Source organism: Streptomyces megasporus, from assembly GCF_000718985.1.
Classification (GTDB): domain Bacteria; phylum Actinomycetota; class Actinomycetes; order Streptomycetales; family Streptomycetaceae; genus Streptomyces; species Streptomyces megasporus.
In genome coordinates, this window is sequence record NZ_JODL01000018.1 from 64759 (window position 1) to 87821 (window position 23063).

Consider the following 23063-nt stretch of genomic DNA (forward strand, 5'->3'; position numbering starts at 1 on the left):
GTCCTCACACCGTCGTGTCCGCCGGCGGTCGGCGGCGCCGCTCTCACGCGGCGGCGCGGTGCGCGATCGTGCCGTCGAGGATGGTGAGCCAGGCGCTCACGTCGTCGAGCTTGTCGGCCGGCGCCTGCTCCAGGTCGGCGTCGAGCACGACGACGTCGGCGAGCTTGCCCGGGGTCAGCGACCCGATCTTCTCCTCCATGCGCAGCGCGTAGGCGGCGTCGAGGGTGTGGGCCCGGATCGCCTCGGTGAGGGTCATCGCCTGGTCCGCGCCGATCTCGACTCCCTCCCTGGTGCGGCGGCGCACGGCGTTGGCGATCGTGTGCATGGGCCGCAGGCTGGAGACGAACGAGTCGCTGGACAGCACCGGACGCAGCCCGGCGTCCAGCTCCTCGCGTATCGGCTGCAGCCGGTGGGCGCGGTCCCCGAGCCGGCGGATGAAGTCGCCACCGCTGTCGTGGAGGAAGTTGGGCTGGTTGACCGGGATGACGCCCAGCCCCGCGAACCGGCGCACCTGCTGGGGCGTGGGGTAGCCGCAGTGTTCGATGCGCGGTCGGGCGTCGTCGTCACCGAACGCCCGCGCGGCGGCCTCGATGGCCCGCAGCGAGTACTCCATCGCCCGGTCGCCCTGGGTGTGGATCGCCACCTGCCAGCCGGCTCGCGACGCCCGCTCCACCAGGTCGACGAGCTGCTCCGGCTGCCAGTACAGGCTGCCGGCGAACTCGCCGCGCTCCCCGTAGGGCTCGCTGAACATCGCGGTGCCGCCCAGCAGAGTGCCGTCGGCGTAGAACTTCATCGCGCCCAGGTTCAGCCAGTCGTCGCCGAAGGGCCCCGCCAGGCCGACGGCGGACAGCGCGTCGAGCTGGTGGGACAGCGGCATGGCGATCACCCGTACGGGCAGCCGGCCCGTGGCCCGCGCCCTGCGGTACACGACGAGCTCCCGCCGGGAGACCTGCGGGTCGGCGATCGTGGTCAGTCCCGCGGACAGGTAGTGGCTTCCGGCGTCGGACAGCCAGCCCAGGAGCTGCTCGTCGGGGAGGTCGGTGTGGAAGTTCGGGCCGTGGCAGCCGATGTCCACCGCGACCGGCAGCAGGTGCTGCATCGCCGAGTCGATCACCATGCCGGTCAGCCGGCCGGCCTCGTCCCGCAGGAACCGCCCGCCCGTCGGGTCGGCGACCTCCTCCCCGATGCCGCGCCATGCGAAGGCGGCCGAGTTGACCACCGCCTGGTGCCCGGACACGTGGTAGACGATCACCGGATGCCGGTCCGTGGCCTCGTCGAGCTGTCGCCGCGTCGGACGTCCCTCCGGATACTTGGCGTCGTCCATGCCGAAGGCGCGGATCCACTGCCCCTCGGGGGTCCGCGCGGCGGCCTCGCCGATCGCCTTGACGAGCTCGGCGACGCTGCCCACCACGGGGTAGCGGGCGTCCACCGACGCCAGGGACTCCGCGGTGGAGAGCAGGTGGTTGTGCGGGTCGATGAACCCGGGCACGACCGTGCGTCCACCGGCGTCGACCCGGTGGGCGTCGGCGGCGGCGAGCCGTGGGGCTTCGTCGCCCACCGCCGCGATGCGGTTGTCGCGCACCAGCAGCGCGTCGGCGCGCGGCACGTCGGGATCCATGGTCAGGATCTTGGCGTTGGTGACGAGGATGTCCGCCACGGAAGGAACCTCCTGTGTGTAGGGACGGTCAGGCCGGGGTCCGCTCGGTGGAGCGGAGCAGGTCGGTGTCGGAGTACTGGGGCGCGAACCGCAGGCACACGATGCTCATCACGCACATCGCCACGAGCAGCGCGATCACCGGCACCACGCTGTCGAACACGGCCAGCAGCGCGGTGCAGGCCAGGGGCGAGAGTCCACCGAAGATCGCACCGGCCACCTGGTAGGACAGCGAGATGCTGGTGTAGCGGGCCTGGGGCTCGAACATCTGGGACAGGACCGCCGCGATCGGGCCGTACGTCGCGGCCATCACCAGTCGCATCAGTCCGAGCATGAAGAAGATCAACAGGGTGCTGCCGCTGTCCATCACCAGGAACTGCGGGGCGGCCAACACCGCGACACCGATCAGGCCGATCGTCACGACGCGGCGCTTGCCGAACCTGTCGCCGAGCCAGGAGACCCCGAGGGTCGCGACCAGCTCCACGAACGCGGCCACGCTCAGTCCGTTGAGGACGAGCTGCTCGGACACCTTCAGGTCCGTGGTGGAGTAGGCGAGCAGGAACGTGGTCACGATGTAGTAGCCGCCGACCGCCACCGGCAGCACACCGATGCCCAGCAGGATCGTCCGCCACGACGTGCGCAGCGCCTGCCGCACGGGCGGTTCGGAGGAGGCGCCCTGCCGCTGGACCTCGGTGAACACCGGGGACTCCTCCACCTTCAGCCGGATGACCAGGCCGACGAGCACCAGCACCGCGGAGGCGAGGAACGGGACGCGCCAGCCCCACGAGTACAGGGCGTCGGTGCCGAAGCTGCTCATCAGGCTGAAGAACCCGGTCGCCAGCAGCGCGCCGGCGGGGTTGCCGAGCTGCGCGAAGGAGCCGTAGAACGTCTTCTTCTTCTCGGGCGCGTGCTCCACCGCCATCAGTACGGCGCCGCCCCACTCGCCGCCGACGGCGATTCCCTGGGCGAAGCGGAGCACCACCAGGAGGATGGGCGCCAACATACCCACCGAGGCGTAGGTCGGCAGCAGTCCGACCGCGAACGTCGCGATACCCATGATCATCAGCGTGGTGACCAGGGCCGCCTTGCGTCCGACGCGGTCCCCGAAGTGTCCGAACAGGACGCCTCCGAGGGGACGGGCGAAGAACCCGACCGCGTAGGTGGCGAAGGACGCCATCACCCCGATGAGCGGATCGGTGCCCTCGGGGAAGAACAGCGAGCCGAACACGATGCTCGCCGCGGTGGCGTAGGCGTAGAAGTCGTACCACTCGATGGTCGTCCCCACGAAGGACGCGATCGCGGCCCGACGCGGGGATCTCTGGGAATTGTTCTCGGCCATGCTTCCTCCATCAGCCGCGAGAAGTCGGCACAGATTAAGTCCCTCCGGAGCGGAACAGAGCCGGGCGATCCGTACACTTGCCCCCGTCATATGAGTGCGCTGTGCACAGCACGAGGAGGTGTCCGTGGCACTCACCGTCGCCGATGTGCTCGCCACCGACGGGCTGGAGCTCAAGCTGCTGGCCGGGGGTTCCGGCCTGCACCGGACGGTCCGCTGGGCACACGCCACCGAGCTGATGGACCCGGTTCCATGGCTGCGCGGCGGTGAACTCGTGCTGACCGTCGGCCTCGGACTGCCGGAGGACCCCGAGGGTCGGCGTGATTACGTGCGGCGGCTCTCGGACGCCGGGTGCGCGGGGATCGGCTTCGCGGCGGAGGTGCTCGACGCGCTCCCGGCCGACGTGCTGGACGAGGCCGACCGGCGGGGACTCCCGGTCATCGGCGTGCTGGGCCGGACGCCTTTCATCGCGGTCACCGAGGCGGTGGCGCGCCGGCACGCCGAGGAGCGGATGCGTGCCGAGCGGCACGCGATCAAGGTCCAGGAGGCGATGGCCAGGGCCGCGCTGCGGTCCGGTCCGGGCGGGATCCTCGCCGAGCTGGCCCGCGGCGTCGACGGCGAGACACTGCTGATGGACGCGGCCGGTCGGCCCACCACGTCACGCCCCCAGGGCAACCGTGACTGGCACGTCGAGGCCGCTCGGCTCGTCACCGACATCTCCGGACGGCGTGTGCAGGGAGTGGTCGCCGGCGAACACGGCGGGCGGTACCTGCTGGTGCAGAGCCTCGGCCTGTCCGGACCGCCGCGCGGCTGGCTGGCGCTGTCCTGCCCCGAGGGCGACAGGCAACACCAGCGGCTGTTGAGCAACCACGCCGCCGTCCTGCTGACCATCGACATGCTCGGGGTGCGGGCCTCGCGCGCGAAGGTGCACGAGCAGCGGTCCCGGGTGTTCGCGGGCCTGCTGGACGGCGATCCGCTGATCACGGCGAGCGCGGAGCGGCTGGAGGAGCTGTGCCCGTTGCCGGAGCCGCCGTTCGAGGTCGTGTCGTTCCGTTTCGAGGACGGCGAGGGCCCGGAGCCGGCCCGAACCGCGCTGGACGCGCTGACCGACGTGATCGGTGACACGGCGGTGGAGGAGCGGGTCCTGCTGCACCCGGTCCCGGCGGGGCTGGTGGTGGTGCTGCCCGACGTCCGGCCGCGACTGGGACCGCGGCTGACCGATCGGTTGGGCGAGTTGGCGGGCACGGCGCTGCGCGCCGGAGCGAGCACGGCGCACGGGATCACCGGACTCGCCGCCGCGGTGCGCCGCGCGTCGGAGCTGGCCACGGCCGACGGGGACGGCTACGTGCACGCCGACGACATCGGCGCGTGGACCCTGCTGCGCGAAGCGGTCGCCCCGGACGGGGTCCGCCGGTTCGCCGACGCGGTGGTGGGGCGGCTGTACGCGCACGACCGACGTAACGGCACCCGGCTCGCCGCGTCGTTGCGGACCTACCTGGAGGCGGGAGGCAACCTGGAGGCCGCGGCGTCCGCGTTGGGCGTGCACCGCAACACCCTGCGCGCGCGGCTGCGCACCGCGGAGCGGGTCAGTCGACGGTCGCTCGCCGACCCGAAGGACCGCCTGGAACTCTGGTTGGCGCTGTCGGCCGACGACCTTCTCTCACCGGGATGACGCCGGGATGACGTGCCCGCCGCGTGGGGCACGGCGGGCACGGGCGGGAACCGCGCCGGGACGTACGCGGCGGGGCGCCCGCTTCCGGTCCGCGGGCGGAGACGGTTCCGGTTCCTGACGCACCGACGCCCCCTCCGGCACGCACCGACGTCTCGGTCGTGGTCGCCGCACCCCCTGTGAATCGGGCTCGTGGCAGGGGTCGACGTCTCGCACGCTCCCGCCGGAGAGCCGTGCCGTCCGACCGGCTCGGACTCCGCACCCGCCGCCGAGGCGGTCTCGCGCCTCCGGAGGAACGGCCCGTCCCCACAACCCCACAAGACGAGCGGACGGGCCGGGCGGACGGCCCGATGGAACGCGCGTCCGTGAAACACATCACATCCGGATACCCCCGGGGGCATAAACCGGGGCCTGCTACCGTTGACCACTGACATACCCCCCCGGGTATTTCACAGGCAAGCGAGCAGGAGCCCCGCATGGTTTCCGAGACCACCCGGCACCGATGCGCCGAGGCACCCGCCGCCGGCGCCCGCGCCGGCGGCGAGCACCGCACCGGCCCCCTCCCCAACGTCCCCGTCCACCCCCGAGGAGATTCGATGATCACCGTCCTGCCCATCGAGACCCCCGGCCTGGGCGACCGCACCTACCTGGCCCACGACGGCTCCGTGGCCCTGGTGGTCGACCCGCAGCGCGACCACGACCGCGTCACCGCGCTCGCCGACGCCGCAGGGGTGCGGATCACCCACGTCTTCGAGACCCACATCCACAACGACTACGTCACCGGCGGCCTCGCTCTCGCCCGCGAGGTCGGCGCGGCCTACCTGGTGAACGCCGACGACGAGGTCTCCTTCGAGCGGACCCCGATACGCGACGGCCAGACGGTCGAGGTCGGCGACACCATGCGGATACGGGCGATCCACACCCCCGGTCACACCCACACCCACCTGTCCTACGTACTGGAGGCCGACGGCGAGCGGATCGCGGTGTTCACCGGCGGCTCCCTGCTGTACGGCACCACCGGTCGGCCGGACCTGCTCGGTCCGGAGCACACCGACACCCTGGTGCGGGCCCAGTGGCGCTCGGCGCACCGACTGGCCGCCGAACTGCCGGACGACACGGCCGTCTGGCCCACCCACGGCTTCGGCTCGTTCTGCTCCGCGACCCAGGCCACCGGGGTGTCCAGCACCATCGGGCAGGAGAAGCGGACCAACGCCGCGCTGACCGCCGACGAGCAGACCTACGTCGAGCGGCTGCTGGCCGGTCTGGACGCCTACCCGGCCTACTACGCCCACATGGGCCCGGCCAACGCCGCCGGCCCGGACGGCCCCGACCTGTCTCCCCCCGCCGTCGCGGACCCGGCCGAGCTGCGGCGCCGCATCGAGGCCGGCGAGTGGGTGGTGGACCTGCGCGACCGCACCGCCTTCGCCGCGGGTCACCTCGCGGGCAGTCTCAACTTCGGCCTGGACGGGCAGTTCGTCACCTACCTGGGCTGGCTGATCCCGTGGGGCACCCCCCTCACCCTGCTCGGCGAGAGCCCCGAGCAGGTCGCCGAGGCCCAGCGCGAGCTGGTCCGCATCGGCATCGACCGCCCCGCCGCCATGGCCACCGGCACCCCCGAGGACTGGGCCGGCGGCGAGCCCCTCGCCGCCTTCGAGCGTGCCTCGTTCGCCGACCTCCAAGCCGCCCTCGACAAGGGCGACGACGGCCTCGTCGTCCTGGACGTGCGGCGGAACCAGGAACGCGAACGGGCCGGCATCCCCGGCTCGTTCCACATCCCCCTCCACGACCTCCTCGGCCGTCTCGACGAGGTCCCCGGCGGCCGGGTCTGGGTCCACTGCGCCGGCGGCTACCGCGCCTCGATCGCGGCCGCCCTGCTCCACGCCCACGGCCGCGACGTCGTCGCCGTCGACGACGGCTTCGACACCGCCCACGACCTGGGCCTGGCCGTGCCCACCCCCGAGAACACCGACAACCAGAAGGAGATCCCCGCATGACCGCCCCCACCACCCCCCGCGACCTGAGCGCCGCCACCCTGCGCGAGAAGCTGACCTCGGGCACCCCGCCGCGGCTGCTCGACGTGCGCTCCCCCGCCGAGTTCGAGTCCGCCCACATACCCGGCTCCCTCAACATCCCGCTGCACATCCTGCGCGAGCACCGCGAGGAGATCGCCCGGCTCCTGGACGACGACACGGTGCTGGTGTGCCGCTCCGGGCAGCGTGCCGGTCAGGCCGAACGCGCCCTCGCCGAGGCCGGGCGGCCCGGTCTGACCGTCCTGGCCGGCGGGATCACCGCCTGGGAGAAGTCCGGCGCCCCGACCAACTACGGCCAGGAGCGCTGGGACATGGAGCGCCAGGTCCGCCTGGTCGCCGGCTCCCTGGTCCTTGTCGGCGCGCTCGGCAGCTTCGCCGTCCCCGGCCTGCAGGCGCTGTCGGCGTTCGTCGGCGGCGGGCTGGTCTTCGCCGCCGTCTCCAACACCTGCGCCATGGGCGTGGCGCTGTCGAAGATGCCCTGGAACCGTCCCAAGGCCGTCGACCCGCGCCAGGCCATCGCCCGGCTCGCCGACAGCGGCAGGTGACCGCCCCGTGACGCCGACGCTTCTGTTGGTCCTGGCTCTGGCGCTGCTGGTCGGCGTCAGCCTGGGCCTGCTCGGGGGCGGCGGGTCGATCCTGACCGTGCCGCTGCTGGTCCATGTCGCCGGGCTGGACGCCAAGGAGGCCATCGCCACCTCCCTGTTCGTCGTCGGCGTCACCTCCGCCGTGGGCGTGGTCGGCCACGCCCGCGGCGGCCGGGTCCGCTGGCGCACCGGTGTGCTGTTCGGGGCGGCCGGCATGGCCGGCGCCTACGCCGGCGGCCTGCTCGGAGGCCATCTCCCCGACGCCGTCCTGCTGATCGCGTTCGCGGCCATGATGATCGTCACCGCCGCCGCCATGCTCCGCGGTCGCCGCACCGTGCGTTCCGAGCACGCCCACCGGCGGCTCCCGGTGGGCCGGGTCCTGTTGGACGGCGCCGCCGTCGGCCTGGTCACCGGTCTGGTCGGCGCGGGAGGAGGCTTCCTGGTCGTCCCCGCCCTGGCCCTGCTGGGCGGGCTGCCCATGCCGGTGGCCGTGGGCACCTCGCTGCTGGTCATCGCCATGAAGTCCGCCGCCGGGTTCGCCGGCTACCTCACCACCGTCCCCATCGACTGGACGCTCACCCTGGCCGTCACCGCCGCCGCCGTCGTCGGCGGCCTCGTCGGGGCCCGCCTGGCCGAACGCGTCCCCGCCGCCGCCCTCTCCCGGGTGTTCGCCTGGTTCGTCCTGGCCATGGGCGCCCTCACCCTCCTCCAGCAGGCCCCTGCCGACCTGCGGCTTCCCGTCGCCGCCGCGCTCGCCTCGCTCGGCGCGGGCGCCGGTCTCTGTTACGGCCTCGTCCCCCGCTGTCCCCTGCGGCGCGCCGTCCACGGCTCGTAGCGCCCGCCCATATGCCGGTACCCCGGCGCGCCGAGAGGTTCGGTGCGCCGGGGTACCGGCGTATGGGCGGGCGGACCGGTGGAATGTTCCACACCACCCTGGTGTTCAGTACCCCAGGGGGTATCAACCGACAGCTCCGAGAGGACGTCCCATGAGCACCGTCACCCTGACCGCCGCCGACTTCGAGAAGACCGTCACCGACAACGACATCGTCCTCGTCGATTTCTGGGCTTCCTGGTGCGGACCGTGCCGGATGTTCGCCCCGGTCTACGAGAAGGCCTCCGAGGCCAACTCCGACATCGTCTTCGGCAAGGTCGACACCGAGGCCGAGCAGGCGCTGGCCGCCGCCGCGAACATCACCTCGATCCCCACCCTGATGGCCTTCCGCGAGGGCGTGCTGGTCTTCGCCCAGCCCGGCGCCCTGCCGCCCCAGGCCCTGGACCAGGTGATCACCGCAGTCCGCGAACTCGACATGGACGAGGTCCGCGCCTCCATCGCCGCCCAGAACCCCGGTCAGTGACCACGGGCCGGTCCCCGACCGGCCCTCCGTGAGAGGAACACCCCATGGTCCAGCTCCCCGCCGACCAGGTGCGGTCGGCCGCCAACCGGCTCAAGCGCGCCCAGGGCCAGCTCGCCGCCGTCGTGCGCATGCTGGAGGAGGGCCGGGACTGCGAGGACGTGATCACCCAGCTCGCCGCGGTCAACCGCGCGCTGGACCGGGCCGGTTTCGCCATCGTCGCCAGTGGCCTCAAGCAGTGCCTGGCCCAGGAGGGCGGTGTCGACAGCCTCGACACACGGAAGATGGAGAAACTCTTCCTCTCCCTCTCCTGACCTTCTCGCCGAACACCCTCCACGACGGGTGTTCGCCCGTGGGGCCGCCGCTCAGGCGGCCCCACTTCCGGTTGGGCGGCCCTGCCCTTCGGCTCGGTCCTTCGGAACGAGAACGACCGAGAACGACCGAGGGCGACGGAGGGCAGAGCCTTCAGGCCAGGGACAGGAAGAGTTTCTCCAGCCGGGCCCGTAGCTGTTCCCGGTCGCCCACCGGCTGCTCGCCGTCGGCCAGACACTGTTGCAGCCCCGTGGCGATGATCGCGAAACCGGCCCGGTCCAGCGCACGTGAGACCGCGGCGAGCTGGGTGATCACGTCCTCGCAGTCCCGGCCCTCTTCGAGCATCCTGATGACCCCGGCCAGTTGCCCCTGTGCCCGTCGCAGCCGATTGAGCACGCTCTTCAACTCATCGGCCGCCATGTCCAGGTCCACTCGTCCTCCTTCACGACACATCGCAGCGTATGCCACCGCGCCGGGAGCGTCTCCGCCCCGGCCCTCCATCTCTCGGTCAGGCCGGGTCGGGGAAGGTTCACCGAGGTGTGGCCCACGGCCCGGAGGCGGACACCAACGCACGCGAGGGCGATGGAGTGCGCGCGGGCCGATGCCGCACATGTCACATGATCGACGGCTCGGCCGCCACGGCCTCGCGACCGCGTCCGCGATTGCGCCCCACCCCCACGGGGGCCTCCGATGACCTCACGGGTAATCGACCCGTGAGGCGATCTGCCACAGGGTTGTCCTGTCGCCGCACCGATGCGGCGGCAGGACGACATCTTGTGGAGGGAACACCCGTGAACGCATACGCAAGCGCGGTCGAGCGCTACTTCGCCGCCTGGAACACCCTCGACGCCGAGGACCTCGCCAAGGCCGTCGCCCGGGCCTGGACCGAGGAGGGCACATACACCGACCCCCTGGTCCGGGCCCACGGCCACGAGCAGGTGGCGGCCGTCATCGCCGCGGTGCACGAGCAGTTCCCCGGCTTCGAATTCCGGATGACCGGAGAGGTGGACGGCCACCACGACATCGCCCGCTTCACATGGGATCTGGTGTCCACCGTCGACGGTTCCTCACCCGCTGCCGGCTTCGACGTCATCACCCTCGCCGAGGACGGACGCATCATCTCCGTGCAGGGTTTCCTGGACCGCGCCCCGGCGGCCTGACGACCACGCTTCGTCGAGCGGCGTGCCGATCGGAAGCCGGCGACGCCGACGTGGGGGAGCAATTCCACCCGCCCCCGTCCTCCCGGGCGCGGCATCCGCCACGGCGTGTGACGCCTCGCGTCCGTGTCGCTCCGTTCGGGGCTTTCGGCCCAGGCCGAAACGACTTCGCCCCACTCGTCCGGCCCTCACAGACTGGCAGCGAGCAACAACCGAGAGCAACCCCGGAACGACAAGGAGGAGCATCGTGCGCAAGCGCATGTTCGGGGCCCTCGCCACCGCCGCCGCGTTCGCCGGCATCGTGGGAGTGACGGCCACCCCGGCCGCCGCCGCGGGCTGGATCACTCCGGACCAGGTCCACAGCATCAAGAACCCGGTGACCGCCGTGGCCAAGGAGACCCCGGCCGGCAGCATCCAGGTCCGCCACGGGAGCTACGGGGGAGTCCAGTACGGCTGGGGGCGGGTGGTGAACCCGAAGGCGGGCTACAACCTCATCTTCGAGGTCGACCTCAACGGAGACCGCAAGGTGGACGCCTCGGACACCTGGGCCGCGGTCTGGAACCTTTCGGCGGGCGGTATCAAGTGGACCCACGGGTACCCCACGTCGTCCAGCAGCACGCGCGCGTTCCGCGCGTGCATCACCAGGCACTCGTCGTGCGCGGAAACCAACGCCGAGCACCGGACCGCGTGGTGGTGAGCCCCGCCACCCTTCACAGAGCTCCCCTCGACACCACCACGGGTGTTTGAGGCCTCTCCGTGCCGTGCCCGCGGCGATCGGTACCCGTGCCGGTCGCCGCGGGCGAGGTGTGTCCGGGGCCGGACCGTTCGGGTCCGGCCGACTCCGCCACGGCGGCGCCGGCGCTGTGGGATGGTGGTCGCGTGACCTTGGAGGACCTCGTCCGGCTGCGCCGGGCCCGTGACCTGATGGACCGCGACTACGCGAAGCCGCTCGACGTTCCGGCGCTGGCGCGCTTCGCCCTCATGTCGACGGGCCACTTCTCCCGCAGCTTCCGCGCCGCCTTCGGCGAGACGCCCTACGGCTACCTGATGACGCGCCGGATCGAGCGGGCCAAGGCGCTGCTGCGGCGGGGCGACCTGACGGTGACGGAGGTCTGCTTCGCGGTCGGCTGTACCTCGCTGGGGTCGTTCAGTTCACGGTTCACCGAGTTGGTCGGCGAGAGTCCGAGCTCGTACCGGGCCCGCCGTCATGACGAGGGCGCCGCCGTCCCGGCCTGCGTCGCCAAGATCCACACGCGACCGGTCAGGAACGGAGAAGCGAAACCCATGCCCCGCCCGTAGCGTGAGGCACATGGACATCAAGCTCTCACAGTGCTTCATCGCCGTCGACGACCACGACAAGGCACTCGCCTTCTACCGGGACGCCCTCGGCCTGGAGGTGCGCAACGACGTCGAGTTCGAGGGGATGCGCTGGGTGACCGTGGGCTCACCGGCGCAGCCCGGTGTGGACATCGTCCTCGAACCGCCCGTCGCGGACCCGAACGCCTCTCCCGCCGACAGGCAGGCCATGGCCGAACTGCTGGCGAAGGGCCTGTTGCGCGGTGTCATCTTCTCGACCGACGACTGCGACGCCACCTTCGAGCGCGTCCGCGCCGCGGGCGGTGAGGTGCTGCAGGAGCCGGTCGATCAGCCGTACGGCGTCCGCGACTGCGCCTTCCGCGACCCCTCCGGCAACATGCTGCGCTTCACCCAGCCCCGTCGGCGGTGAGCTCCGGTTCCGCACACCGGGCGCCACCACGATCCGGCGCCCCACCGTCACCGTCGGGTCACCGACCGCGGACGGCCACTGATCCCATCGGAACCACTCACCCGGTAGTTGGAGACACCATGAGCACGGTCACGAGCACGAGCACGGACACGCGGACGCCCACACCGCACGTTGCCGACGGCCACGATCTGATCCGCGTGCACGGAGCGCGTGTGAACAACCTCAAGGACGTCAGTGTCGAGATCCCGAAGCGCCGGTTGACCGTGGTCACCGGAGTCTCCGGCTCGGGCAAGAGTTCGCTGGTGTTCGGCACGATCGCCGCGGAGTCGCAGCGGCTGATCAACGAGACCTACAGCGCCTTCGTGCAGGGCTTCATGCCGACACCGGCCCGGCCCGAGGTGGACGTACTCGAAGGGTTGACGACCGCGATCATCGTCGACCAGGAGCGGATGGGCGCCAACCCCCGGTCCACGGTCGGCACCGTCACCGACGCCAACGCGCTGCTGCGCATCCTCTTCAGCCGGCTCGGGAAGCCGTACATCGGCCCGCCCGCCGCGTTCGCCTTCAACGTCCCCTCGGTCCGGGCGAGCGGCGCGATCACCGTCGAGCGCGGCGCCAAGAAGGCCGTGAAGGCGACCTACACCCGCACCGGCGGCATGTGCACCCGCTGCGAGGGGCGGGGCACGGTCTCCGACATCGACCTCGCCCAGCTCTACGACGACTCCAAGTCGATCGCCGAGGGCGCGTTCACCATCCCCGGCTGGAAGTCCGACAGCTTCTGGACCGTGCGGCTCTACGCCGAGTCGGGCTTCCTCGACCCGAACAAGCCGATCCGCGAGTTCACCGAGAAGGAGATGCACGACTTCCTCCACCGAGAGCCGACCAAGGTGAAGGTCGAGGGCGTCAACCTCACCTACGAGGGACTGATCCCCAAAATACGGAAGTCGTTCCTGTCCAAGGACAAGGAGGCGATGCAGCCGCACGTCCGGGCGTTCGTGGAGCGGGCGGTCGCCTTCACCGTCTGCCCCGACTGCGAGGGCACCCGGCTCAGCGAGGCCGCCCGGTCCTCGAAGATCGAGGGGGTCGGCATCGCCGACGCCTGCGCCATGGAGATCCGCGACCTGGCCGATTGGATCCGCGGCCTCGACGAGCCTTCTCCGGGCTCGTCGAGCGGGAAGTACCCCATGGTCGCGCCGCTGCTCACCACGTTGCGGAACACCCTCGACTCCTTCGTGGAGATCGGCCTCGGCTACCTCTCGCTCGACCGGGCCTCGGGCACGCTGTCGGGCGGCGAGGCGCAGCGGGTGAAGATGATCCGCCACCTCGGCTCCCCGCTCACCGACATCACCTACGTCTTCGACGAGCCCACCGCGGGCCTGCATCCGCATGACATCCAGCGGATGAACGGTCTGCTGCTGCGGCTGCGGGACAAGGGCAACACGGTGCTCGTCGTGGAGCACAAGCCGGAGGTGATCGCGATCGCCGACCACGTCGTCGACCTCGGTCCCGGCGCCGGCACGGCGGGCGGCACCGTCTGCTTCGAAGGCACCGTCGAGGGGCTGCGGGCCCACGGCACCCTCACCGGCCGCCATCTCGACGACCGGGCCGCCCTCAAGGAGACGGTGCGCGAGCCCGCCGGCGCGCTCCGGATCCGTGGCGCGAACACGCACAACCTGCGGAACGTCGATGTCGACATCCCGCTGGGAGTGCTCGTCGCGGTCACCGGGGTCGCCGGTTCCGGAAAGAGTTCGCTGCTACCCGGGTCGCTCCCCGCCGACGCGGGTGTGGTGTCGATCGACCAGGGGCCGATCCGCGGCTCCCGGCGGAGCAACCCGGCGACGTACACCGGGCTGCTCGATCCGATCCGCAAGGCGTTCGCGAAGGTCAACGGCGTGAAGCCGGCGCTGTTCAGCGCCAACTCCGAGGGCGCCTGCCCGACCTGCAACGGCAGCGGCGTCGTCTACACCGATCTGGCGATGATGGCCGGCGTCGCCATCACCTGTGAGGAGTGCGAGGGGAAGCGGTTCCAGGCATCGGTGTTGGAGTACCGCCTCGGCGGCCTCGACATCAGCGAGGTGCTCGCGATGTCGGTGACCGAGGCCGAGGAGTTCTTCGCCGCCGGCGAGGCGCGCACCCCCGCGGCGCACAGGATCCTGCGGCGGCTGGAGGACGTCGGACTCGGCTACCTCACCCTCGGCCGGCCGCTCACCACGCTCTCCGGGGGTGAGCGGCAGCGGCTCAAACTGGCCACTCGCATGGGAGACGAGGGCGGCGTATACGTCCTCGACGAGCCGACCACCGGCCTCCACCCGGCCGACGTCGAGCAGTTGCTCGGCCTGCTCGACCGGCTCGTCGACTCCGGCAAGTCGGTCATCGTCATCGAGCACCACCAGGCGGTCATGGCGCACGCCGACTGGATCATCGACCTCGGCCCGGGCGCCGGGCACGACGGTGGCCGGGTCGTCTTCGAGGGCACCCCCGCCGACCTCGTCGCCGCCCGCTCCACCCTCACCGGCGAGCACCTCGCGGCCTACGTCGGCGCCTGATCGGGCCCCTCGTGGACACCGTGGGGTGTCCACGAGGGCGTCCTCGGGGTCGGACGGACGGGGGAGCATCCCGAGCGGAGCCCGGGGACGGTGCCGGCGCCCGGCCTCGACATCGGCCGGTGGCGCGCCCTCGCATCCCGCCGGTCCCCGTCCGTGGCCGCCCCGTGAACGTCCCGCTGCCCCTCGGAGGTTCGGTGTCCGCCAAAACGTCCCCCGGAACGTCCCCCGGACCGGCGAGCCCGCGCACCGCGCGGGCCGTGCGTCCGTGGTCGGTGTGGCCCGGGATCGTGCGATCCCGGGCCGCGCGCGACTGGCTGTCGCCGGCGGCCCTGGCCGCCGCGCAGTTACTGTGGTGGCCGTTGGACGCGCTGCGGCACCCCGGCGCGACCGGTCCCGTGCCGGTGGGGGCGGGACTGCTGGCCATGGCGGTGGCGGTGGTCCTGCTGGCCTGGCGCCGACGGGCCCCGGTCCATGTGCTGGCCGGCGTCACCGCCGTGGCGGCCACCGCGCCGGCCGTGTCCTTCCCCGGTGCGCTGGACGTGTTCGCCGCCGTCGGGACGGCCGTCGCCCTGTACACGGTGGCGGTGCGGCACGACGCGACCACCGCCGTGATCACCGGAGTGACCCAACTGTGCTGGCAGTTGGTGTGGCTCTCCGGTCTGCACGGCGCCGGCGGGGGCGTCGGTTTCCTGCTGGTCGTGGTGCCGCAGGTCGCCGCCCTGGGCGCCGGACTGAGCCGGCGACGTCTGCTGGCGGCGCGGCGTGCCGCCGCGGCCCGGCTGGCCGAGGCCGAGCGGGCCCGGCTGCGGGCGGCCGACGACGAGCGCCACCGGCTGGCCCGTGAGCTGCACGACGTCGGCGCCCACCATCTGACCTCGGTGGTGGTCTCGGCGGAGGCGGCGCGTCGACTCGGGGGTTCCCGGCCCGAGTTGGCCGCCGAGGCGCTGCGGACCGCGGCCGACGACGGCCGTGCGACGCTGTCGGCGCTGCGCGAACTGGTGGCGGTGATGGACGACCTCCGGCGGGAGCCGTCGCGGGTGTGGCGACGGCGGATCGAGGAGTTGGCCGCCGGTTTCGGCAGGCTGGGCAGGTCAGTGCGGGTGGAGCTGTCGGCGGACCTGTCGGGACCGACGGGCGAGGCCGTCTTCGGCGTCGTGCGGGAGGCGCTGACGAACGCGCTGCGCCACGCGCCCGGCGCCGACGTCCGGGTCGGGGTACGGCACCACCGGGGCGTCCTGGAGGTGGTCGTCGACAACGGCGCTCCCGCCGGCGGTGACGGCACCGCGGACGGTGGCGCGGACGGTGGCGCGGTGCGCGGTCTGGGGTCCGGGCGTGGGCTGGCGGGGATGCGCCAGCGCGTGGAGACGGCCGGTGGACGCCTGGAGGCCGGGTCACGGCCCGACGGCGGGTGGCGGGTGCGCGCCGAGCTGCCCGTCCCCGGCGCGTCCCCGGCGGGCAGGCGTCCGCGGCTTCCCGACAGCCGGCGGGTGGCCCAGGTGATGGTCGCGCTCGTGGCCTTCTTCAACCCGCTGGTGCCCGCGCTGATGAGCGTCCCGGACGGGAGGGAGCCGCACAGTCCGCAGGCCGACACGCTGTACCTGCTGCTGATGTCCGTCCACGCCCTGCCGCTGCTGTGGCGGCGGCACGCTCCGTCGGTGGCGTTGGCGGTCGCTCTGGCGTCGGCGACGCTGTGGCCGGTGGCCGCTCTCCGGGGCGTGTTGCCCGCCCCGCTGGTGCCGGCGCTGTGGGCGGGCGTGGCGGTGGAGGCCGCGATGGTGTACACCGTGGCGGCCCACGGGCGGCGCGGTCGGCGGGCGTGGTGGGTCGTACCGGTCGCCGGCTGCGTCCTGGGCGCGGTGATCGGCGCGACGGCGGCGGCCGGGCAGTTGCTGCCGCACCGGTTCGGGCCGGTGGCGTACCCGCTGTCGACGGCGGTGGCGGTCACCGCCGTCACCGCGTTGTTCGCGGTGGTCTGGCGGGCGGGAGCCGCCGTGCGCGGCCGTCGCTCCCGGACCTCGGCCCGGGAGCGGGCCGAGGTCGCCGAGGTGCTGCGGGACGCGGCCCGTGCGGCGCGGGCCCAGCGGGAGCACGTCGCCGTCGGGCTGCGTGAGGCCGTCATGGAGCGGGCGGGCCGAGTGGTGCGTCATGCCGAGGAGGGACGGCTGGAGGATGTCGCGGCCGAGGCCCGCGCGGCGCTGGCCGCCATGCGGGAGTTGCCGGCCGGCTTGCACGGACCCGGCGAGAGAGGTGCGGGCGAGGGGGTCGAGGCGGCGGCGCGGGAGATGCCGGCCGCACGGTGATGAGCGAGAGAGGAGACGGGCGGTGACGCGGCGTCAACTTCCCTCGGCAGGGTTCCGGAATCGCCGCATCGCCCGCACGCACCAGTTCAGCACGGCGGCGTTGATCAGCGCGGAGACCGCGCAGACCGACAGGTAGAAGGCCGTGCCCTCCCACGGCAGCACGGAGATCATCAACAGGCTCGGCGGCGCGGTGGCCAACAGGGGGAAGACGCCGGCGAACGAGGCGTCCTCGTGGTGGACGAAGGCCGCGTCGAAGAGCGTCCACAGCAGCAGGGCGGCGCACAGCGCGAGGTAGCCGCGCGCCGTCCACGTTCCGGCCACCGCCGCCAGGGCGCGCCGTACGACGTTCATGTGCCCTCCCCCACTCCCCCGCCGGCTCGGTGCCGTACAGGCTACCGGCGCCGTACGGCACGGGGGTGACCGCCGGTTCGACGCCATCGGTCACCACGCGGTCGGTCACCACGCGGTGCGCACGCCGTGGTTCACCGGTGAGCACGTGACCGGGGAGACCCGGGACGTGGAAAGATGACACGGCGCCGGCCGGAGGGTGGACCGGCCACCAGACGAGGAGTGGGCCTCATGGCCGTCCGTGTGCTGATCGCCGACGACCAGGCCGTGGTCCGTGCGGGCTTCGCCGCCATCGTCGACGCCGAACCGGATTTGTCGGTGGTCGGCGAGGCCGGTGACGGTGCCACGGCCGTGGCGCTGGCGGCCGAGGTGCGGCCCGACGTGGTGCTGATGGACATCCGCATGCCCGGCATGGACGGGTTGACGGCCACCCGGCTGATCATCGACGGCGCGGGGGCGGCCCGGGTCCTGGTGCTGACCACCTTCGATCTGGACGCCTACGTCTTCGAGGCGCTGCGCGTCGGAGCCTCCGGCTTCCTTCTCAAGGACTCCGAGGCGGACGGCCTGCTGTCCGCGATCCGGGTGGTCGCCTCCGGCGAGGGCGTACTGGCCCCGACGGTGACCCGCCGTCTGATCTCCACCTTCGCCCACGGCGCACCCGCCCCTCCCGGGGCCACCGGAGCGCTGGATCGGCTCACGCCCCGCGAGTGGGAAGTCCTCCTCCTGGTCGCCTCGGGGCTGACCAACGCCGAGATCGGCGAGCGGCTCGGGGTGTCCGTGGGAACGGTCAAGACGCATGTGAACGCCCTGCTGCGCAAACTGGGGCTGCGCGACCGGGTCCAGGCCACCATCCTGGCGTACGACACCGGTCTGATCAGGCCGCGCACCACACCGACCGCGTAGCGGACTTCCCGACCGCGCGAGCCGGCGGCGGTCGGCGCTGCCGCCGGGTCCCGACGCGCCGCGCTACCGGTCCGCCGGCCGGTCGGGTCCGATCGGCAGCCGTACCCGCACCACCCCGGTGGGGTCCGGATCGGCACGTCCGCCCGCCGCCTCGGAGCGCAGCCGCAGCAGTTCGGCGACCGGTCCCGCGGCAGCCGCCGGCACACCTGTGACGGTGACGGCGAGTTCCTCCGAGAGCGTTCCAGTACGGCTCGGGCGGCGCCGGTGTCCCCCGCTCCCAGCGCCTCCTCCACGAGGCGGAAGGCCGACAGTCCGACCGCCGCGGGCAGTTCGGCCACCGCCTCGGGCGGGGCGTGCAGCGTCACGTGCCGGCCGGCCGCCCGTCGGGCGCGGCACAGGTCGCCGATGTCGGCAGCGGTCGGCAGCGGGGCGGTCCCCGGTACGGTCTCCGGGTCCGGCCGCAGGGCTCCCGCCACCTCCCGCAGGGCCGTGAGCGCGGCCCTGGCCTCGGCCGCGACGTCGTCCAGCCGCCCCTCCTCCGCCCGGGACACCATCCGGCTCGTCGAGCGCAGGACGGCCCCGTGACCGGTGAAGGCGGCCACGGCACCATGCGGACCGTCCGGCGGGCGGGCCGCCACCAGCCGCCGCAGCGCCGTCAGCGTCTCGCGACCGGTGCGCACCGCGAGCGTCCGGGCGTCCTCGGTCAGCTCCGGCCTGTCCCCGCCCAGCCGCCGCGCGGTGTCGGCGCTCACCACGACCGCGGCGAGGTGGTGGGCGTACAGATCGCACCACTCCCCGACCAGCCGCCCGTACGCGGCCCGTACCGCCCGCCGCCGCGACGCGCGCCGGACGCGCCACCGAGCGGTCCCGACGCCCAGCGCCGCGACGGTCACGCACAGGACCGCGCACAGGGCCGCGCACAGGGCCGTGTCCGCCGCGGCGGGGGTGTTCTCCCTCATCTCGGTGCGAGCCTACGGAGAGCCGGGAGGAGACGGGTCGCCCACCGGTACGAGGTGCCCTCCATCGCTGGTTGGAGACGTCTTTCGTGCCGCCGGCCGAGGAGCGCGCCGCGGGCGGGCGGAAAGCTTGGGGCATGGCGTTTCCGCGGCCCATCGGGACATCTCCACTCCGCCGGACCGGCCCGAAACGACGCCGAGTCGGCACCGCGACACGGCGGTGCGACCACACGGCACCACCACGACGACACGGCACCACCACGCCGGCACGACGACAGCACGACGACATGAGAGGCAGACGGAGATGAACGACAAGCCCGGTTCCCTGCGGCGGATCGCCGACGGCGTCGCGGACAACCGGATCGCCCGGGGCTATCTGGCGCTGTGCGCCGCCCTGCTGCTGTGGGTGGCCTTCGACTCGACCCTCGTCCACCACGAGGACGCCTCGTTCGCGGGCGTGTGGCCGGTCCTGCTCACCTTCCCGACCGGGTCGGCCGTCCTCGCCCTCCCCGACGAGGGCACGGTCGCGGTGGCGTCCTACTACGCGCTGGTCCCGGCCGCGGCGGTGCTCAACGCCTGGCTGTTCAGCGCGCTGCTGCGCCGACTGCGCGGCCGGGCCGTCCGCGCCTGACCCCTTCCGGTGCGGCCGGCGGCGGTCGCCCGGTGGCAGCCGCCGGTCGTCCCACCACACGGAAGGGCCCGCGGTCGCGGAGGTGAGGGACGGGACGAGGGGCCCGACCGGAAGGCCGGGCCCCTCGTCACCGTCGGTGGCTCGGTGTCAACACACCGGGACGCCGGGGAGCCTGGCGTCGGGGTGGGCGATGTAGATGTTGGAGATGAAGCCTCCCTGGTCACGGAGCTTGCTCCACCAGTTGTTGGTGTAGCCCTCGGCGTTGACGGTGTCGCCCTGCTTCTGGCAGACGACCGTGACCCGGGTCGGGCCGGCCAGGCTGGTCACCACGGGCGAGGAGAGGTAGGCGTCCGCGCGGACCCGCACGCCCGAGCCCCAGGTCATGAAGGAGGTGCCACCGCCGCAGCCGTTGTCACTGGTCAGGTAGTACTGGTGGTAGCTGCCGGGGTAGGCGAGCGCGGAGCCGTTGATCCGGATGTTCTGGCCCACGCCGTTGTAGAGCTGCTCGTAGTGGATGTGGGCGCCGGAGGAGTGTCCGGTGCTGCCGGTGGTGCCGATCTGTTGCCCCTGGGCGACCCAGGAGCCACTGGCCACCGAGAACGCGGCGAGGTGGAAGTAGTAGGTCTTCCAGCCGCCGCCGTGGTCGATGACGATGTAGTTCCCGGCGCCGCCGGCCTGGTAGTGCCGGGTGGCGGTGCCGGCCGCGGAGGCCAGGACCGGGGTGCCGGCGGTGGTCCCGCCGTCGGCGCGGACGAAGTCCAGAGCGCGGCGCACCTCGGCGGAGTGGTGACTGTAGGTCCACTTCTGGCCGCAGGGGTAGGGCGCCTTGAAGTTGGGCGTGGCCAGCGTGCCGGCCTCTCCGGCCCGGGCGGGGGCGGCGGCCAGGCCGGCCAGCACCACCAGCGCGCCCAGCAGGACGGCCAGGGTCCGTCTGAGCGGCAACCGTGGGGAGGCGGAGGATATCGAGGACATGCTTCGGCTCCTCGTGAGGTGAGGGTGGGGGTGCGCAGCCCACGGGACGCGCCGGCCGGCGGCTGCGCGGTGCGGCGACCGTAGCCGCGCCCGAGTACCCGCCGCAACGGGGCGCGGGACCTTTCGCCCCGACCGGAATGTTTTGTCCCTGACAACTTTGAGGTTTCCCGCGTCCCTGCCCCCGGGCTCCGAGGTGGCGGCGCGGCTCCCGTCCTCTTCCCCCTCGTCGCACCGGCCGCCGAGCCCGCGCGGCCACCACCGCCCCCGACGGGGAGCGTCCACCCTGCGTCCGATCCCGTCCCCATCGTGGTCGGGATGCGACCGTGTCCGTTCGTGGCCTCGTCGTATGCCAGAGCGGACGATCCGTATCCGGGGCGTCCGGATCGACCGTCCGAAGTGCCTGGACGTGGACGTCCCGCGCGGCCGGCCGTGTTCGTCGGCGTGTCCGGGTCGGGCAAGTCGTCACTGGCGTTCGACACGATCGCGGTGGAGGCCGGGCACCGACTCGGCGAGACTCACCCGCCGTTCGTCCGCGACCGGCTGCCGAAGTGGACGAGCCCCGAGACCGAGGGCGTTGAGGGGCTCTCCCCGGTGGTGGTGATCGGCCGGCGCAGGACCGGCGAGGCCGTGGTGAGCGCCGACCGACTCGTCGACCTCGGCCCGGGCCCTGGCGAACACGGGGGTCGGATCCCCCACCAGGGGCCGGTCGCCGAGATCGACGCCACGGCCACCGCCGCTCTCAGGGCTCCCGACGCGTCAGGGTCCCAAGGCGCCGCCGACCGCGGTTGGGAGCGCTCCTCCTCACCCGGAGCTTCCCCGGGCGGACGGACCGCTCGGCCGGAGGGCACGGCCGACCGCACCGCGCCGAGAAACCTCACTCACCCGCGGCGGCCCTGCGACGGCGTACGACCAGAACGGCTCCCGCGACGATCGCGGCGCTGCCGATGGCGGCCCCGGTCGGCAGCGCGCTCGACGCACCGGTCTCGGCGAGCCGGCCGCCGACCGGCGACTCGGCGCGGTCGCCCTGCGGGGCGTGGCCGGCCTTGTCACCGCCGTTCCGCTCCTGGTCCGTCCCGGCCGGGGCGTCCGTGTTCCCCGGCTTGCCCTTGGCGTCCTCGACCTTGCCGGGCTCGCTGCCCGCCGGAAGGACGGTGAAGTCGAACTGGCTGATCTCGTCGTGGCCGCACTGGCCGTCCTCGCCGTACGAGTGCCCCGTGGTGAAGAAGTAGCCCGTGCCCGCCTTGGCGGCCCGGCCCACCTTGACGCGCATGTCGGTGTCCGCGTGCTCGCCCGGTTCGAGGACGCCCACGGTGGCGAAGTCCTGGTTGTCGTCCCACTCCGCGCCCTCGCCCTCGACGGGCTTCCACGCGCCGCTCCGCGGGTCCAGCCACTCGACGGTGACGGCGAGTTCGGACACGTCGTCGATCCTCGGATCGGCGGTGCCGAGGTAGAGGGTGATGTCGGTCTCCATCAGCGTGACCGTGGAGACGTTGACGACGCGGTAGGTGAACTCGTGCCACCCGGATCCGGCGACCATCTTGCTCGGGAGGCCGCGCAGCTCCGTCTTCCCCCGGGTCTCCTCGGGAATGCCGGAGCAGAAGGCCGGGCGGGTGTACGTCGGAGACGGCGTGGCGCTCGGCGTCGTCGTCACCGAGGACTTCGGCTCGGCCCGCTCCGGAGAGGCCGCCGTGCCTTCCGACTGTCCGGCCGAGGAGTCCCCCTCATCGGCGGCTTTGCCGGTGGTGGCCGTCGCGGAGGGAGCACCGCTGTCCGCCGACGTACCTTCCTGCGCGTGCGCGGCGGGGGAGGCGAGCAGCGACACGGAGCCGACGGCGGCGATGACTGCGGCGGTCGACAGGGCACGGTGAAGCTTCATGGATTCCTTCCATGGATGCCGAACGTGGTCTCCCCGTGGGACTCACCCGCCCTGTCGGCGGGTTGCACCTCGCACGGAGACGCTCGTCGTGATCTACGTCACGGAAGGACTTTCCTGCGGCGAGCCCGCGGGGCCGCGGTGCGGTCGTGGGCGTACCGGACCCGGTGGCCGCGGACGGGTGAGCGGGCCGCCGGTGGACGTCACGTACCGCCACGTGTGCCGCGGCCCCGGCGTCCGTCAGCCCTGTCGGGCCTTGAAGCGCGGATTCTTCTTGTTGACGACGAAGGTCACGCCCCGCCGACGGACCACCTGGGCCCCCGGCACGGACTTCAACGAGCGCAAGGACTTGCGCACCTTCATGGCTTTTCTCCCTTCTCGCCCTTCCCACCGTCCCGCCCTCCGCCCGGCGGCGGGCCCACCGGGCCGTGGCCGGTCACGAGCGGAGGACGGGGTGAGCGGGGTGGGCGCCGAACCTCATGGGTTCCCACGGGCCCCCGCCAGAGGCGGGGGTTCGGATCACCGTTCCTCGCGGAAGAGGACGTGCTTCCCGGCCACCGGGTCGTACTTGCGCAGGACGAGGCGGTCGGGGTCGTTGTGACGGTTCTTGCGCGTCACGTAGGTGACACCCGTACCGGCCGTCGACCTCAGCGTGACGACGGGGCGCGTGTTCGTGCGTGTCATGGAGTCCTCCTTTCGCCCGCATCACGCGGA

At 72.8% G+C, this 23063-nt stretch carries 24 protein-coding genes; 15 read left to right on the forward strand and 9 right to left on the reverse strand.

The genetic code is table 11. The features are described from left to right. Positions 1-43: 43 nt before the first annotated feature. Both IF47_RS0116935 and IF47_RS0116940 read right to left on the reverse strand, forming a co-directional pair. Complete coding sequence (locus IF47_RS0116935) at positions 44-1657, reverse strand: amidohydrolase (RefSeq protein WP_031509641.1); 1614 nt, start codon at positions 1655-1657, stop codon at positions 44-46. Positions 1658-1685: 28 nt separating this feature from the next. Then, the gene (locus tag IF47_RS0116940; protein WP_031509642.1) at positions 1686-2993 is read right to left on the reverse strand and encodes an MFS transporter; all 1308 of its coding nucleotides are present in this window, start codon (positions 2991-2993) and stop codon (positions 1686-1688) included. 124 nt (positions 2994-3117) lie between these two features. Here IF47_RS0116940 and IF47_RS0116945 point away from each other — a divergent pair, with 124 nt between their 5' ends. The 6 genes from IF47_RS0116945 (at position 3118) to IF47_RS0116970 (ending at position 8939) form a co-directional block, all read left to right on the forward strand. Next, the gene (locus IF47_RS0116945; protein ID WP_037732793.1) at positions 3118-4662 is read left to right on the forward strand and encodes a PucR family transcriptional regulator; all 1545 of its coding nucleotides are present in this window, start codon (positions 3118-3120) and stop codon (positions 4660-4662) included. Between the two features lie 593 nt (positions 4663-5255). Then, positions 5256-6653 carry an MBL fold metallo-hydrolase gene (locus IF47_RS0116950; protein ID WP_037732794.1) on the forward strand — a complete coding sequence of 466 codons (1398 nt, stop codon included), beginning with the start codon at positions 5256-5258 and terminating at the stop codon, positions 6651-6653. Beyond that, a complete protein-coding gene (locus tag IF47_RS0116955) occupies positions 6650-7234 on the forward strand; it encodes a rhodanese-like domain-containing protein (RefSeq protein ID WP_031509645.1) in 585 nt (194 codons plus the stop codon). Before IF47_RS0116950 ends, IF47_RS0116955 begins: the two co-directional genes overlap by 4 nt. 7 nt (positions 7235-7241) lie before the next feature. After that, positions 7242-8108, forward strand: a complete 867-nt coding sequence (locus IF47_RS0116960; protein ID WP_031509646.1) for a sulfite exporter TauE/SafE family protein — start codon at positions 7242-7244, stop codon at positions 8106-8108. A gap of 151 nt (positions 8109-8259) precedes the next feature. Next, positions 8260-8628: a thioredoxin gene (trxA, locus tag IF47_RS0116965; RefSeq protein ID WP_031509647.1), complete on the forward strand. Its 369-nt coding sequence runs from the start codon at positions 8260-8262 to the stop codon at positions 8626-8628. Between the two features lie 44 nt (positions 8629-8672). Then, positions 8673-8939, forward strand: coding sequence for a metal-sensitive transcriptional regulator (locus IF47_RS0116970; RefSeq protein ID WP_031509648.1), 267 nt, complete (start codon positions 8673-8675; stop codon positions 8937-8939). Between the two features lie 151 nt (positions 8940-9090). Here the strand turns inward: IF47_RS0116970 and IF47_RS0116975 are convergent, their stop codons facing one another. Next, positions 9091-9369, reverse strand: a complete 279-nt coding sequence (locus IF47_RS0116975) for a metal-sensitive transcriptional regulator (RefSeq protein ID WP_031509649.1) — start codon at positions 9367-9369, stop codon at positions 9091-9093. Positions 9370-9728: 359 nt separating this feature from the next. Here IF47_RS0116975 and IF47_RS0116980 point away from each other — a divergent pair, with 359 nt between their 5' ends. The 6 genes from IF47_RS0116980 (at position 9729) to IF47_RS0117005 (ending at position 16666) form a co-directional block, all read left to right on the forward strand. Further along, positions 9729-10097, forward strand: a complete 369-nt coding sequence (locus IF47_RS0116980; protein ID WP_031509650.1) for a nuclear transport factor 2 family protein — start codon at positions 9729-9731, stop codon at positions 10095-10097. A gap of 244 nt (positions 10098-10341) precedes the next feature. Continuing rightward, positions 10342-10791, forward strand: a complete 450-nt coding sequence (locus tag IF47_RS0116985; RefSeq protein WP_051717801.1) for a hypothetical protein — start codon at positions 10342-10344, stop codon at positions 10789-10791. Between the two features lie 182 nt (positions 10792-10973). Then, the gene (locus tag IF47_RS0116990; protein WP_031509652.1) at positions 10974-11393 is read left to right on the forward strand and encodes a helix-turn-helix domain-containing protein; all 420 of its coding nucleotides are present in this window, start codon (positions 10974-10976) and stop codon (positions 11391-11393) included. 10 nt (positions 11394-11403) lie between these two features. Next, a complete protein-coding gene (locus IF47_RS0116995; protein WP_031509653.1) occupies positions 11404-11820 on the forward strand; it encodes a VOC family protein in 417 nt (138 codons plus the stop codon). Between the two features lie 119 nt (positions 11821-11939). Next, positions 11940-14366: an ATP-binding cassette domain-containing protein gene (locus IF47_RS0117000; RefSeq protein WP_031509654.1), complete on the forward strand. Its 2427-nt coding sequence runs from the start codon at positions 11940-11942 to the stop codon at positions 14364-14366. Between the two features lie 287 nt (positions 14367-14653). Continuing rightward, positions 14654-16666 (forward strand): sensor histidine kinase, encoded by a 2013-nt coding sequence (locus IF47_RS0117005; protein WP_157839991.1) that lies wholly within the window; start codon positions 14654-14656, stop codon positions 16664-16666. Positions 16667-16699: 33 nt separating this feature from the next. On the opposite strand, the gene IF47_RS0117010 is transcribed toward IF47_RS0117005, so the two are convergent. Beyond that, positions 16700-17017, reverse strand: coding sequence for an SCO4225 family membrane protein (locus tag IF47_RS0117010; RefSeq protein ID WP_037732786.1), 318 nt, complete (start codon positions 17015-17017; stop codon positions 16700-16702). A 228-nt stretch (positions 17018-17245) separates the two neighbouring features. On the opposite strand from IF47_RS0117010, the gene IF47_RS0117015 reads away from it, so the two are divergent. Next, the gene (locus IF47_RS0117015; protein ID WP_031509657.1) at positions 17246-17917 is read left to right on the forward strand and encodes a response regulator; all 672 of its coding nucleotides are present in this window, start codon (positions 17246-17248) and stop codon (positions 17915-17917) included. 63 nt (positions 17918-17980) lie between these two features. On the opposite strand, the gene IF47_RS30760 is transcribed toward IF47_RS0117015, so the two are convergent. Then, positions 17981-18121 carry a hypothetical protein gene (locus tag IF47_RS30760; protein ID WP_157839992.1) on the reverse strand — a complete coding sequence of 47 codons (141 nt, stop codon included), beginning with the start codon at positions 18119-18121 and terminating at the stop codon, positions 17981-17983. Between the two features lie 201 nt (positions 18122-18322). Here IF47_RS30760 and IF47_RS0117025 point away from each other — a divergent pair, with 201 nt between their 5' ends. Together IF47_RS0117025 and IF47_RS27930 are read left to right on the forward strand one after the other, a co-directional pair. Further along, a complete protein-coding gene (locus tag IF47_RS0117025) occupies positions 18323-18502 on the forward strand; it encodes a hypothetical protein (protein ID WP_031509658.1) in 180 nt (59 codons plus the stop codon). Between the two features lie 675 nt (positions 18503-19177). Continuing rightward, positions 19178-19504, forward strand: a complete 327-nt coding sequence (locus tag IF47_RS27930; RefSeq protein WP_051717803.1) for an SCO4225 family membrane protein — start codon at positions 19178-19180, stop codon at positions 19502-19504. A gap of 147 nt (positions 19505-19651) precedes the next feature. On the opposite strand, the gene IF47_RS0117035 is transcribed toward IF47_RS27930, so the two are convergent. The 4 genes from IF47_RS0117035 to rpmG form a co-directional block, all read right to left on the reverse strand. Next, entirely contained in the window at positions 19652-20476 is an 825-nt protein-coding gene (locus tag IF47_RS0117035) for a M23 family metallopeptidase (protein WP_051717804.1), read from the reverse strand. A gap of 874 nt (positions 20477-21350) precedes the next feature. Beyond that, complete coding sequence (locus IF47_RS0117045) at positions 21351-22352, reverse strand: hypothetical protein (protein ID WP_031509662.1); 1002 nt, start codon at positions 22350-22352, stop codon at positions 21351-21353. Between the two features lie 237 nt (positions 22353-22589). Next, the gene (locus IF47_RS0117050; RefSeq protein ID WP_031509663.1) at positions 22590-22712 is read right to left on the reverse strand and encodes a ribosomal protein bL36; all 123 of its coding nucleotides are present in this window, start codon (positions 22710-22712) and stop codon (positions 22590-22592) included. A 156-nt stretch (positions 22713-22868) separates the two neighbouring features. Then, positions 22869-23033 (reverse strand): 50S ribosomal protein L33, encoded by a 165-nt coding sequence (gene rpmG, locus IF47_RS28800; RefSeq protein ID WP_051717805.1) that lies wholly within the window; start codon positions 23031-23033, stop codon positions 22869-22871. Between the last annotated feature and the right edge of the window lie 30 nt (positions 23034-23063).